Genomic DNA, 12,986 nt, shown 5'->3' with positions numbered 1-12,986 from the left:
TGACCTCGCCCGCACCGCACCACGAGAGCCCTCCGACCGTCACCGCCGAAGGGCTATCTCGCCGTACCCGTCTGACCGTTGAGTTTTCCGGTCAGAGTGCAGATACGCAGGAACGGCCGGAGCCCCCGCACAGTGGGCTCCGGCCGTTCGTCTGCCGCCTGCTGTCGTGCTGTCCAGGCGGATTACAGGCGGCTCCTGTGGATCGGTTCGATCCTGCTTACGGGCTACAGGGCGAGGCCGGTGAGGACCAGCACGCGCTCGTAGGTGTAGTCGTCCATCGCGTAGCGAACACCCTCACGGCCGACGCCGGACTGCTTGGCTCCGCCGTACGGCATCTGGTCCGCGCGGTAGGAGGGGACGTCGCCGATGATCACGCCGCCGACCTCAAGGGCGCGGTGGGCTCGGAAGGCGGTCTGCAGGTCGTGGGTGAACACACCTGCCTGCAGGCCGTACTTCGAAGAGTTGACCGAGGCGAAGGCCTCGGCCTCGCCGTCCACCTTCTGGACGGACAGGACCGGTCCGAAGACCTCCTCGCAGGAGAGCTTGACGCCGTCCGGGAGTTCCGCGAGCACGGTCGGCGCGTAGGTGGCACCGTCCCGCTTGCCTCCGGTGAGCAGCTGGGCGCCTGCCTGCACAGCCTCGTCCACCCAGGACTCGACGCGCTTGGCGGCGTCCTCGCTGACGAGCGGGCCGACGTCGGTGGCAGCGTCGGACGGGTCGCCGGTGACCTGGGCCTCGACGGCCGCGACGATCTTCGGGACGAGCCGGTCGTAGACCGAGGCGTCCGCGATGACGCGCTGCACCGAGATGCAGGACTGGCCGCCCTGGTAGTTGGAGAAGGTCGCGATCCGGCTCGCGGCCCAGTCCAGGTCCTCGTCGGAGGTGTAGTCGCCGAGGACGACCGCCGCACCGTTGCCGCCCAGCTCCAGGGTGCAGTGCTTGCGCGGCACCGACTCCAGGATGGAGTAGCCGACCGGGCCGGAACCCGTGAAGGAGATCACGGGCAGGCGCTCGTCCTGGACGAGGGCCGGCATACGGTCGTTGGGCACCGTGAGCACGGACCACGAACCGGCCGGGAGGTCGGTCTCGGCCAGCAGCTCGCCGAGGATCAGCGACGAGATCGGGGTGGCCGGGGCGGGCTTCAGGATGATCGGGGCGCCGACGGCAATGGCCGGGGCGACCTTGTGGGCGCTCAGGTTCAGCGGGAAGTTGAAGGGCGCGATACCGAGGACCGTGCCGCGCGGGAAGCGCCGGGTCAGCCCGAGACGGCCGGTGCCACCGGCGTCGGTGTCGAGGCGCTGGGCGTCGCCGCCGTTGAAGCGACGGGCCTCCTCGGAGGCGAACCGGAACACGGAGACGGCGCGGCCGACCTCGCCGCGCGCCCACTTGATGGGCTTGCCGTTCTCGGCGGAGATCAGCTGGGCGATCTCCTCGGTGCGCTCCACGAGACGCCGTACGACGTGGTCGAGGGCGGCGGCGCGGACGTGGGCGGGCGTCGCGGCGAACTCCTCGCGCACTGCGTGCGCGGCGGCGACGGCCTCCTCGATCTGCGCGTCGGTCGGCACGCTGACCGTACCGACGAGACGGCCGTCCCAGGGGTTGGTGACGTCGAAGCTGTCCTCGCCGGTGGCCTGGCGGCCGGCGAGCCAGAAGGCGTGGGTGGAAGTCATGGAGGTTCCGGCCCTTCGGAGTCGTGGGGTGTCTTGCCCCCCACCGTAGGGCCGGGCCGTCGACCTGACGTTTGTCCGCCATGGAGCGAAGGGCGGCAGGCATGCGCCGGTTTGTCGGATGACCGCGCCCATCGCAATGGTGTGCCGCAACCGTCCGGCACGCGGGGCGTCCTCAGGCGCCGGCCGGGCTCCGTTTCACGGCGTCGGCGAGGAGCTGGTGGCCTTCAGTGCCAGCCACAGTTCCATCCGGACATCCGGGTCGTCCAGGGAGCGGCCGAGGATCTCCTCCACACGCCGCATCCGGTAGCGCAGGGTGTGGCGGTGCACGCCCAGGTCGGCTGCGGCCGCATCCCACTGACCGTGGTGGGAGAGCCAGGCGCGCAGCGAGGCGACCAGGTCGCCGCGCCCCTTCGCGTCGTGCTCGTACAGGGCGCGGAGCATGCCGTCCGCGAAGGCCCGTACCGCGTCGTCCGCGAGCAGTGGCAGAACCGAGCCGGCCGCCAGCTCTTCGTGCTCGACGAGGGCCCTGCCCCGGCGGCGGGCGACCGAGAGTGCCTGTTCGGCCTGCTTGTACGCGGCGGAGACGGCGATCGGACCCGCCGGCGCGGACAGCCCGACCACGATTTCCCCCTCCTCGGGCGTCTTCTGGTCACGTGGGGTCCGCTCGTCCTGTGCCCTCGCGTATGCCATGCACGCGGCGACAGCCGCACCACCGTCCGCGGCCAGGACGACGAGCCGCTCGCCCTCGGGAACCGTCAACAGCGTCTCGCCGGCCCGGGAGGCCGCCGCCTCCATCGCCTCACCGAGCAGCGCCGGTGTCGACGGCTCGGCCGCCTCCGCGATCAGCAGCCGGAAAGGAGCGTCGAGCAGCCCTCCGTACAGATCCCCGGCAACCGCCCGCGCGTGGTCCGGCTGGCCGGCCAGGAGCATCCGCAGCACCGCCGCGCCAAGCCGCTGCTCAGCACCTTGGAGGGAGCGCGAGCGGGCGGTGGTGAGTGTCAGCAGGGCGACGGCCGAGTGCACGGCGTACCGCTCGGCGGTGCCGAGAGCCGAGCCGGTGCCCACGGCCAGGGCGCCGCGGGCCCTGCGGCCGGTGCCCAGGGTCTGGAGCTCGACCCGGTCGTCGGTGTCGCCGAGGACCACGCTCGCCGGAGCAGGGCGCTCTCGCAGGCGCTCCACATCGGGGGTGAGCCGGGCGGCACGCCGGGCGGCCCAGTCAGGGGCGGCGGCCACGACGGCGCCGGAGGCGTCGTACAGCGCGGCCCAGCCGTCGACCTGCGCGGCGAGCCGGGCGAGGAGTTCGGCGGGTCCGTCCCCCGCGAGTGCGGCCTTGGTCAGATCCCGCTGGGCCTCGAACCCCGCTGTCACCGCCCGGTACTGGTCGGCGGCGATCTCCGACGAAACAGCCTTGGCGATGGCGAGGAACGGGGTGCGGCGCGGCACTTCCAGGATCGGCAGCCCGGCCTCCTCCCCAGCGTCGATCAGCGGCTGGGGTACGTCGTCGTAGTTGACGCCCACGGCGAAGCCCAGCCCGACGACTCCGGCGCCGGCCAGCCGTCGCACGTACCGTCGCATCGCTTCGGGGTTCTCCGCGTCGAGGTTGGTGGCGGTGACGAGAAGGAGTTCTCCCCCCTCCATGTAAGGGACGGGGTCGGCGAGCTCGCTGGCATGCGCCCAGCGCACGGGCTGGTCAAGCCGGTCCGCCCCCGCACGCACCGTGAGTTTGAGCGCCGAGTGCTGGACGAGCGAGGCGAGAGTGGGGGGCATGGAGACCGCGGGACCTTCAGGAGTCGATTTTGCCGTCCCGTACGAACGGCTCCTCCCGATTCTGCCAGGGCGGCAGGGTCCGCCGTAACCTCTCCCGGAGATATGGCACCGTTCCCGCCCGCCGGATCCGCTGCGGAGGACCCGGTCCGCACGTCAAGGGCCCCACGGACACGGGTCAGCCGTTCAGGTTCACCAGCAGGGGCGGCGCATGGTCCCCCCGTACGGTCGTGAGGGACAGGACCGCGTGTCCTGCCGGAACGCGATGGGCCAGTTCGGAGGCGGACCAGCGTTCGCGTTCGACCTGGCGTACGGTCACCGCGTCCGTGGTCACGGCCTTACCGGTGACCAGTTTGCGGAAGGCGTGGATGGCCCGGGTCATCGGCTGGTCGGCGAAGACCGTGCGCTGGGTGACGTCCCTCGTCTCGACCCATTCCGTGCCCCACGCCTCGGCGAACTTCTTGCCGTCCCAGGTGGTGATCCCGGAGAACGCCATCCGGCAGCCCACGGCGCCGAGCAGCGCCGTGTGGAGGTTCTCCGGGACGTCGTCGAGGGTGCGCAGCGTGACCACGGCTCCGGCGTGCGCGGAGCGCAGCCGCTGGATTCCGCGGACGGTGTCGGGGGTCAGGGTGCGGGTCGCGTCGTCGAGGACGAGGCAGGCGAAGAGCGAGCGGTCCGTTCGGGTGGCGGCACTCGCTGTGAATTGCGCGAGGACGAGGCGGGCCAGCATCCGCGACGCCTCGGCGTGGCCGCGTTCGGGCAGGTCGATACGGACCCTCAGCGGGTGTTCCAGGGCCCGCAGGGAGAAGGGGCGGGCCTTGCCGGTGGTGTCGAAGAAATCGGCGAACGCGGGCCGGTCGAGGAGCGCGACCCGGTCGGCGAGCGCGGGTCCGGCGTCGCCGGGGGCGCCGGACTGGCGGGTGCGCGCGTCCAGTTCGCGGTGCATGTCCTGGCGGCCCGCGTCGTCGAGGGCCGCGCGCAGGGTGGAGAGCGTCTCCGGTACGCCGTCGAGCAGTTCCCGCAGCTCCGGGACGGAGGGGAAGCGGCCGTGGGCGGCGCGGTAGGGACCGAGGAGCTGGGCGAGGGTGGTGGCGGCGCGCCGGCTGTCCACCTCCTGGAGATCACCGATGAGCCCCTCGGCCAGCACGGCAGCGGCTTCGTCGGGGTCGGTGGTGCCTCCGTACAGGTCGAGATCGTGGACGGAGGACGGGTCGCCGAGCTTGACCACGACGTCGAAGCCCTCGTCGGCGCCGAGCTGGGTTCCGGCGGCGCACACCGCGACGACGGCGGCGCGCCCGGCGAGCGCCTGGAGGGCGAGGGATTCGACGACCGGCCGGATCAATGCGCGGCTCTTGCCCGCCCCCGGCGGTCCGACCGCCAACAGGGACGTGCCGAGCAGCCCGGGGTCGAGGGCGATGCCGTTGCCGCGGCGTGCGTAGGGGTTGCGTTCGCTGTCGTCGACGGTGCCGAGTCTGACCTGGTCGACCAGCAGATCGTGCCGGGAGGCCCGGACCGGGAGATCACGTGTGCCGGAGGGGTGGGTGCAGGCGGCGGCGCCGTTGCGCAGCACGGTGTCGGTGAAGGCGGGGAGCCGGCTGCTGTCGGCGCGTACGGACGTCCAGGCACGTCGGATACGGACGTAGTCGACGTCGTTCATGCGGCCCGACCGCGTCTCCTGGGAGAGCTTGGCGGCGGCCTGATTCTGTCCGGCGGCGCGCAGATCGGGCCACTCGGCCGGATCGTCCGCGCCGTCGTCCGTGCGGCCTTCGGTGCCGCGGCCCGTGTCCTGAGCCGTGCCGCCGTGCACGTGGTCGTTCGCGCGCCCGGTCGTGGCGGCGTGGGCCGTCGGCGGGTGCTGCGGTCCGTTGCCGCCGGAGGTCCGGCGCCGCAGTTCCGCCCATCGTCCGAGCTTCGCGAACGGCCACACGATCACCAGGGTGATCAGGGCGTACAGCGTGTACGTGACCGCGGTGGTCACGGTGCGGTCGGTGCCCAGCCACGGTGCGGCGAAGCTGAAGGTGAGCTCCATGCCCGGCACGGTCCCGTTCCATACGAGGATCCAGACCAGCAGGGCGGCGACCGCGGCGCCGCCGGCCCGGGCGGCGGGTCCCCGGCCCCCGACCCATCGTTCGAACGCGGCGCGCCAGTTACCCAAGCGGCCGAACCCGTAGAAGATCGCTCCGATGATCAGGAGGCGGTATATGTCGAGCGCCCGTACGGCCCCATGGGTCAGCGGCTGATCGCCGAACGGTCCCCACCAGCCGTCCGGGGTGAAGAGCTTCAGCGGGACCCGCCAGTACGGGATGTATCCGTTGCGCCAGAGCGACCAGACGAGGATGGCGGCCAACAGGGAGATCGCGGCTCCGCTGAGCAGGGTGCGGTCGGGCGTGCGTTCCTCTTCCTGGGCGGGCCGGGAGGTGTGACCGAACCGCCAGACGCCCGGTTCAGCGATGGGCCTGGGGATGCGCAGCCAATCCCCGAGGGAGGGCCCGGAGGCCGGTGCGTGGCCCGGCATGGGCGGCAGCACGGGCGGTGGTGGGCCGGCCGGGCGCGGCACCGAATGACCGGAGCGGGTGCCGCGTGAGTCGTACGTGCCCTCGGTGTCCATGTGCTGTCCCTCGTCCCCTGACCAGCGCCGACCGGTAACTCCGGGCGCGGGCGCCCGATCCCCTCAATCTAGTGCCCCGTACCACTCCGTCAGACGCTGTTGATCGGGATGTCTCGCACCTGCTGCCGGGCCGAGGGCCATACCGGTCGCTATGTCCGTGACGGACAACCGCGACCCGGCACTTCTCCCGAACGGAACATGCCGGACCCCCGGCCTCGCCCCTAGCCTGCAGAGAGAAGCGTCCGAAACACCCCCAGGAGCCCCGCATGACCGCAATTCCGCAGGAGCGCCGCGTCGTCACTGCCATTCCCGGCCCGAAGTCGGTGGAGCTGCAGGCCCGCCGTCTCGCGACGGTCGCCGCAGGTGTGGGCTCCACCCTGCCGGTGTTCACCGCCCGTGCCGGTGGCGGGATCATCGAGGACGTGGACGGCAACCGCCTGATCGACTTCGGCTCCGGCATCGCCGTGACCTCGGTCGGCGCCTCCGCCGAGGCCGTCGTACGCCGCGCGTCCGCGCAGCTGGCCGACTTCACCCACACCTGTTTCATGGTCACGCCGTACGAGGGGTACGTCGAGGTCTGTGAGCAGCTCGCCGAGCTGACGCCGGGCGACCACGCCAAGAAGTCCGCGCTGTTCAACTCCGGCGCCGAGGCCGTCGAGAACGCCGTGAAGATCGCCCGTATCTACACCAAGCGCACCGCCGTCGTCGTCTTCGACCACGGTTACCACGGCCGGACGAACCTCACGATGGCGCTGACCGCCAAGAACATGCCGTACAAGCAGGGCTTCGGTCCGTTCGCGCCCGAGGTCTACCGCGTCCCGGTGGCGTACGGCTACCGCTGGCCGACCGGTGCGGAGAACGCCGGCGCCGAAGCGTCCGCCCAGGCCATCGACCAGATCACCAAGCAGATCGGCGCCGACAACGTCGCCGCGATCATCATCGAGCCGGTGCTCGGCGAGGGCGGCTTCATCGAGCCGGCGAAGGGCTTCCTCCCCGCCATCGCGCAGTTCGCCAAGGACAACGGCATCGTCTTCGTCGCGGACGAGATCCAGTCCGGCTTCTGCCGTACCGGCCAGTGGTTCGCGTGTGAGGACGAGGGCATCGTACCCGACCTGATCACCACCGCCAAGGGCATCGCGGGCGGTCTGCCGCTCTCCGCAGTGACCGGCCGCGCCGAGATCATGGACGCCGCGCACGCGGGCGGCCTCGGCGGTACGTACGGCGGTAACCCGGTGGCCTGCGCGGGTGCGCTCGGCGCCATCGAGACCATGCGTGAGCTGGACCTGAACGGGAAGGCGAAGCGCATCGAGGAGGTCATGAAGGGCCGCCTCGCCGAGATGCAGGCGAAGCTGCCGAACGGCGATGTCATCGGTGACATCCGCGGCCGCGGCGCGATGATCGCGATCGAGCTGGTGAAGTCCGGCACGAAGGACCCGAACCCGGAGGCCGCCGCCAAGCTTGCGAAGGCCTGCCACGCCGAGGGCGTGCTCGTCCTCACCTGTGGCACGTACGGCAATGTGCTGCGCTTCCTGCCGCCGCTGGTGATCGGCGAGGACCTGCTGAACGAGGGCCTCGACGTCATCGAGCAGGCTTTCACCCAGATCTGATCCGGTCCCGGAGCCGATCCCGATCGGGCCCACGTGAGGGTCTGTGAAGAAGGTGTGGGGGGCCGATGGCGGGATCCGATTCCGGCTGTCGGTCCCCCATCGGCTGCCGTACGGTTTCTGCAGATGAGAGAAACACCCTGCTCGCAGGGCACTGCGAGTGAGGCCGGGTCGGAGCTTCCCCAGCACCGTCCTGGTCGTGCCTTCGCGCACACCACTGGAGCCTCTGGCTCCGGAACTCCTCACCGATCGGATGGCCGCTCGCCCCAAACCCCCCGGGGCGCGCGGCAACCCGGTCCAGGCGGCCGCCCCGGAACCACCCCCCCTGTTCCGGGGCGGTCGGCTTTTCTCCTTTCGCTGGTGTCGTCGCTGCTCACGGCCTTCGCGCTCCTCACCTGGCAGGTCGCGGCCGACGGCCCGCTGCGCGGGCTGGACGAGCGGATCGGCCGGACCGTCGTCGGACACGGTCCCGCCCGGCTCACCGAATTCCTCGCCGATCTCGGCAACATGCAGGTCGCGCTCCCGGTCCTGGGGGGCGCGATCATCTACGCGCTGCTGCGCGGCGCACGCCGTGCGCCGCTGTTCGCGGCGCTCGCCATGGCGGCGGTACCCGCGCTGATCGTCCCGCTCAAGGACGTGATCGCCCGTCCGGGACCGCTGACCGAGGCAACCGGCTACTACCCGTCGGGCCATGCGGCGACGGCCGCGGTGGCGTACGGGGCTGCAGCGCTGCTGCTCGCCCCGCGCACAGGTCCGGCAGGGCGGTCGAAGTGGTCATGGACAATGCCCGTCGCCGCTGTCCTGCTGACTGTGGCGACGGGCATCGGTCTGGTGCTGCGCGGCTATCACTGGCCGCTGGATGTGCTCGGCAGCTGGTGCCTGAGCGGGCTGCTCCTCCTGGCGCTCAGCTGGTCGAGCCGTTCTTCACGGCGGCGTCAGCCGACGGAGTAGGCGTCGACATTCTTCGAGAACTCACCGTTGTCGAAGCGGTCGCTCACGGCCCGGTCAGCTGTCGAAGCCGAGCCCCAGGCGGTCCATCGTCCGCAGCCACAGATTGCGGTGCCCGCCATTGTTGTCCGCCCTGGCCAGGGACCTCTTCGTGAGTTCGATCCCAGCCCAGGCGAACGGCTCCGGGGGGAACGGCATCGGCTTGGTGCGCACCATTTCCAGACCGGTCCGCTCGGTCCTTTCGCCGGACAGCAGGTCGAGCATCACATCGGCGCCGAAGCGGGTTGCTCCGACACCGAGCCCGGTGAATCCGGCGGCGTAGGCGACCCGACCCTGATGGGCCGTCCCGAAGAAGGCGGAGAAGCGGGAACAGGTGTCGATCGCACCACCCCATGCGTGGCTGAAACGCACCCCGGCCAACTGCGGGAAGCATTCGAAGAACTGGCCCGCGAGCTTGAGGAACGTCTCCGGCCGCTGGTCGAGATCGGCGCTCAGCCGGCCACCGTACGGATAGATCGCGTCATAGCCGCCCCACAGGATCCGGTTGTCCGCCGAGAGCCGGAAGTAGTGGAACTGGTTGGCGCTGTCGCCGAGCCCCTGCCGGTTCTTCCAGCCGATGGAGGCGAGCTGGTCGGCGGTGAGCGGTTCGGTCATCAACGCGTAGTCGTAGACCGGGACGGTGTACGGACGCACTCGCTTCACCAGTGACGGGAAGATGTTCGTGCCCAGCGCGACCCGTCGGGCGAGGACCTTCCCGTACGGCGTGCGGACCGCCATCCCGGTGGCGGTCCTGGCCAGTTCGAGGCCCCGCGTGTGCTCGTACACCCGTACGCCCAGCTCGAGGCAGGCCCGCTTCAGCCCCCAGGCGAGCTTGGCGGGGTGCAGCATGGCGACCCCGCGCCGGTCCCAGAGCCCACCCAGGAATGTCGGTGAGTCGACCTCCGCGCGCAGGGCGTCCTGATCGAGGAATTCCACTCCGGTGAAGCCGAGTTTCTCCGTTTCCCGGTGCCATTCCCGGAGTTCTTCGAGCTGGTGGGGTTCCGTGGCGACATCGATCTCGCCGGTGCGCTCGAACTCGCAGTCGATGGAGTAGCGGGCGACAGCCGCCTCGATGGCGTCGAGGTTCTGCTCGCCCATCTCCTCCAGCTTCTTGATCTCGTCAGGCCAGCGTTCCAAGCCGTTGGGGAGGCCATGGGTGAGGGAAGCGGCGCAGAATCCGCCGTTGCGGCCCGAGGCGGCCCAGCCCACCTCGTGCCCCTCGATCAGTACGACGTCTCGTTCCGGGTCGCGTTCCTTGGCGATCAGTGCGGTCCACAGTCCGCTGTATCCGCCGCCGATGACGAGCAGATCGCAGTGTTCGTCGCCGGTGAGCGCGGGAAGCGCGTCGGGCCTGCCGGGGTCGTCCAGCCAGAACGAGACCGGCCGGGCGCCGGAGAGCGATTGTGCAGCAGTACGCATGGCAACTGGGGCCATGGTTTCCAACTCCTTCAGGACTTCAGGGTCGTGCGCTGTTCTTCCGCCGGTTCGCGATCAGCTGGCCGGCGACAACCACCAGTACGGCAATGATGAACATCGCCGTGCCGATGACGTTGATCTGCACGGGTGTGCCGCGCTGTGCCGAACCCCAGACGAACATGGGGAAGGTCACGGTCGAGCCCGCGTTGAAATTGGTGATGATGAAATCGTCGAAGGAGAGCGCGAACGCGAGCAGCGCTCCCGCGGCGATTCCGGGGGCGGCGATCGGCAGGGTCACCCGCAGGAACGTCTGCACGGGGCCCGCGTACAGATCGCGGGCCGCCTCCTCCAGCCTCGGGTCCATCGACATCACGCGCGCCTTGACCGCCGTCACGACGAAACTCAGGCAGAACATGATGTGCGCGATGAGGATCGTCCAGAAACCGAGCTGCGCACCCATGTTGAGGAAGAGCGTGAGCAGCGAGGCGGCCATGACGACCTCGGGCATCGCCATCGGCAGGAAGATCAGCGAGTTGATCGCACCGCGCGCCCGGAAGCGGTAGCGGACCAGTGCGAAGGAGATCATCGTGCCGAGCGCGGTCGCGCCGATGGTCGCCCAGGTGGCGATCTGGAGAGAGAGCGAGAGCGAGCCGCACATGTCGGCGACGCCGCAGGGATCCTTCCAGGCGTCCAGTGAGAAGCGCTGCCAGGCGTAGTTGAAGCGCCCGTTCGGCTTGTTGAAGGAGAACACCATGACGACGATGTTCGGCAGGATCATGTACGCGAGGGTCAGCAGACCCGCGATGACGATCAGATGGCGGCGGAGCCAGCGCAGTACGGACATCAGACCAGGTCCTCCGTCCCGGAGCGGCGGATGTAGACGGTGACCATCAGCAGGACCACCGCCATGAGGATGAAGGAGAGCGCGGCCGCCATCGGGTAGTCGAGGACGCGCAGGAACTGGGTCTGGATGACGCTGCCGACCATCTTGGTGTCGGTGGAGCCCAACAGTTCCGCGTTGACGTAGTCACCACTGGCCGGGATGAAGGTCAGCAGCGTGCCGGAGACGACGCCCGGCATGGAGAGCGGGAACGTCACCTTGCGGAAGGTGGTGGCGGGGGTGGCGTACAGGTCGCCGGCCGCCTCGTGCAGCCTGCCGTCGATCCGCTCAAGCGAGGTGTAGAGCGGCAGGATCATGAACGGCAGGAAGTTGTAGGTCAGACCGCAGACCACCGCCATCGGCGTGGCCAGCACCCGGTTGTTCTCGGTCCAGCCGAGCCAGCTGGTGACGTCCAGGACGTGCAGGGTGTTCAGCACCTCGACGACCGCACCGCCGTCCGCGAGGATCGTCTTCCAGGCGAGCGTACGGATCAGGAAGCTGGTGAAGAACGGCGCGATGACCAGCACCAGCACCACGTTGCGCCAGCGGCCCGCCTTGAACGCGATGAGATACGCGAGCGGGTAGCCGAGCAGCAGGCACAGGATCGTCGCGGTGCCCGCGTACAGCAGGGACCGGATGAACTGCGGGTAGTACTCGGACAGCGCGTCCCAGTAGGTCTGGAAGTGCCAGGTGACCTCGAACCCCTTCTCCAGGGATCCGGTCTGTACGGAGGTCGACGCCTGGTAGACCATCGGCAGCGCAAAGAAGACGATGAGCCACAGGATGCCGGGGAGCAGCAGCCAGTACGGCACGAGCCGCTTGCGGGTGGAGGCTTTGCGTACAGGGAGTTCGGCGGGGTCTGTGGGCGGCGCGGGCGGCGCTTCGGTGACGGTCACGTCGCGTCCTCCACCGTCTCCACGCCTGCGTCGATGTCCTGGGCCGCGTCGAGGCCGAAGGTGTGCGCGGGGTTCCAGTGCAGGACGACCTCGGCTCCCGGGGTGAGCCGGGTGTCGCGCTCGATGTTCTGCTCGTACACCTGAAGCGCCTTGCCGGCCGGGCTCTCGACCACGTACTGCGTGGAGACACCGATGAAGCTGGAGTCGGTGATCCGGCCGGTGACCCGGTTGCGTCCGGCGGCTATGGAGTCCGCGTCGTCGGCATGGGCGAGGGAGATCTTCTCCGGACGGACGCCGAGCAGCAGCTTGCCGCCACGGGCGGTCGGCGCCTGGCACCGCCCGGCGGGCAGCCGCAGCGTCATGCCGCCCGCACCGACCAGGATGTCCTCGCCGGCCTCGGTGATCTCGCCCTCGATGAGGTTGGAGGTGCCGAGGAAGTTGGCGACGAACGTCGTCTTCGGATTCTCGTACAGATCGGACGGTGCGCCGAGTTGTTCGACGCGACCCGCGTTCATCACCGCGACGGTGTCGGCCATGGTCATGGCCTCCTCCTGGTCGTGGGTGACATGGATGAACGTGATGCCGACCTCGGTCTGGATGCGCTTGAGCTCCAGCTGCATCTGGCGGCGCAGCTTGAGGTCGAGGGCGCCGAGCGGCTCGTCGAGCAGGAGCACCTGCGGGTGGTTGATCAGCGCGCGGGCGACGGCGACACGCTGCTGCTGGCCGCCGGAGAGCTGGTGCGGTTTGCGCTTGGCGAAGTCGCCGAGCTGGACGAGCTCCAGCATGTCGTCGACCTGCTTCTTGACCGACTTGATGCCGCGCCGGCGCAGACCGAAGGCGACGTTCTCGCTGATGTCGAGGTGCGGGAAGAGCGCATAGCTCTGGAAGACGGTGTTGACGGGCCGCTTGTACGGAGGGAGGTCGGTGATGTCCCGGCCGCCCAGCGAGATGGTGCCGGTGGTGGCCTCCTCCAGCCCCGCGATCATCCGCAGGGTGGTGGTCTTGCCGCAGCCGGACGCCCCGAGCAGGGCGAAGAAGGAGCCCTGCGGGACGGTCAGATCGAGCGGCTGGACGGCTTTGAAGGAGCCGTACGTCTTGCTGATCCCGGTGAGGCGGACGTCGCCGCCTTCGGTCTGCTGCTGTGTCATGGGTCGGAGTCCC

Annotated in this window: 9 protein-coding genes; 2 read left to right on the top strand and 7 right to left on the bottom strand. The window is 69.9% G+C overall.

From position 1 onward, the window contains the following. Positions 1-224 precede the first annotated feature (224 nt). The 3 genes from AB0N06_RS11430 to AB0N06_RS11420 form a co-directional block, all read right to left on the bottom strand. Entirely contained in the window at positions 225-1,670 is a 1,446-nt protein-coding gene (locus tag AB0N06_RS11430; protein ID WP_366134444.1) for an aldehyde dehydrogenase family protein, read from the bottom strand. A 195-nt stretch (positions 1,671-1,865) separates the two neighbouring features. Next, entirely contained in the window at positions 1,866-3,437 is a 1,572-nt protein-coding gene (locus AB0N06_RS11425; protein ID WP_366134443.1) for a PucR family transcriptional regulator, read from the bottom strand. A gap of 175 nt (positions 3,438-3,612) precedes the next feature. Then, positions 3,613-6,042: an ATP/GTP-binding protein gene (locus AB0N06_RS11420; protein WP_366134442.1), complete on the bottom strand. Its 2,430-nt coding sequence runs from the start codon at positions 6,040-6,042 to the stop codon at positions 3,613-3,615. Between the two features lie 266 nt (positions 6,043-6,308). Here AB0N06_RS11420 and gabT point away from each other — a divergent pair, with 266 nt between their 5' ends. Then, entirely contained in the window at positions 6,309-7,649 is a 1,341-nt protein-coding gene (gabT, locus tag AB0N06_RS11415) for a 4-aminobutyrate--2-oxoglutarate transaminase (protein WP_366134441.1), read from the top strand. 123 nt (positions 7,650-7,772) lie between these two features. Further along, positions 7,773-8,597, top strand: coding sequence for a phosphatase PAP2 family protein (locus AB0N06_RS11410; RefSeq protein WP_366134440.1), 825 nt, complete (start codon positions 7,773-7,775; stop codon positions 8,595-8,597). 54 nt (positions 8,598-8,651) lie between these two features. Here the strand turns inward: AB0N06_RS11410 and AB0N06_RS11405 are convergent, their stop codons facing one another. Genes AB0N06_RS11405 through AB0N06_RS11390 form a run of 4 tightly spaced genes read right to left on the bottom strand, consistent with a single transcriptional unit; the run spans position 8,652 to position 12,973 of the window. Next, complete coding sequence (locus AB0N06_RS11405) at positions 8,652-10,067, bottom strand: FAD-dependent oxidoreductase (RefSeq protein ID WP_366134439.1); 1,416 nt, start codon at positions 10,065-10,067, stop codon at positions 8,652-8,654. A 22-nt stretch (positions 10,068-10,089) separates the two neighbouring features. Then, complete coding sequence (locus tag AB0N06_RS11400) at positions 10,090-10,893, bottom strand: ABC transporter permease (RefSeq protein WP_366134438.1); 804 nt, start codon at positions 10,891-10,893, stop codon at positions 10,090-10,092. Then, positions 10,893-11,825 (bottom strand): ABC transporter permease, encoded by a 933-nt coding sequence (locus tag AB0N06_RS11395; RefSeq protein ID WP_366134437.1) that lies wholly within the window; start codon positions 11,823-11,825, stop codon positions 10,893-10,895. Before AB0N06_RS11395 ends, AB0N06_RS11400 begins: the two co-directional genes overlap by 1 nt. After that, a complete protein-coding gene (locus AB0N06_RS11390; RefSeq protein WP_366134436.1) occupies positions 11,822-12,973 on the bottom strand; it encodes an ABC transporter ATP-binding protein in 1,152 nt (383 codons plus the stop codon). The genes AB0N06_RS11395 and AB0N06_RS11390 overlap by 4 nt, the downstream gene beginning before the upstream one ends. Positions 12,974-12,986 lie beyond the last annotated feature (13 nt).

The sequence above is a fragment of the Streptomyces sp. NPDC051020 genome (genome assembly GCF_040683105.1).
GTDB lineage: Bacteria > Actinomycetota > Actinomycetes > Streptomycetales > Streptomycetaceae > Streptomyces.
The sequence above is the reverse complement of the archived record's forward strand: the minus strand, read 5'-3'. Positions and strand labels throughout refer to the sequence as shown.

What these genes read in the sequence shown, in the direction of transcription:
- gabT (WP_366134441.1), top strand. Translation starts at nt 6,309, where the DNA reads ATGACCGCAATTCCGCAGGAGCGCCGCGTCGTCACTGCCATTCCCGGC.
- AB0N06_RS11400 (WP_366134438.1), bottom strand. Translation starts at nt 10,893, where the DNA reads ATGTCCGTACTGCGCTGGCTCCGCCGCCATCTGATCGTCATCGCGGGT.
- AB0N06_RS11425 (WP_366134443.1), bottom strand. Translation starts at nt 3,437, where the DNA reads ATGCCCCCCACTCTCGCCTCGCTCGTCCAGCACTCGGCGCTCAAACTC.
- AB0N06_RS11420 (WP_366134442.1), bottom strand. Translation starts at nt 6,042, where the DNA reads ATGGACACCGAGGGCACGTACGACTCACGCGGCACCCGCTCCGGTCAT.
- AB0N06_RS11410 (WP_366134440.1), top strand. Translation starts at nt 7,773, where the DNA reads ATGAGAGAAACACCCTGCTCGCAGGGCACTGCGAGTGAGGCCGGGTCG.
- AB0N06_RS11390 (WP_366134436.1), bottom strand. Translation starts at nt 12,973, where the DNA reads ATGACACAGCAGCAGACCGAAGGCGGCGACGTCCGCCTCACCGGGATC.
- AB0N06_RS11405 (WP_366134439.1), bottom strand. Translation starts at nt 10,067, where the DNA reads ATGGCCCCAGTTGCCATGCGTACTGCTGCACAATCGCTCTCCGGCGCC.
- AB0N06_RS11430 (WP_366134444.1), bottom strand. Translation starts at nt 1,670, where the DNA reads ATGACTTCCACCCACGCCTTCTGGCTCGCCGGCCGCCAGGCCACCGGC.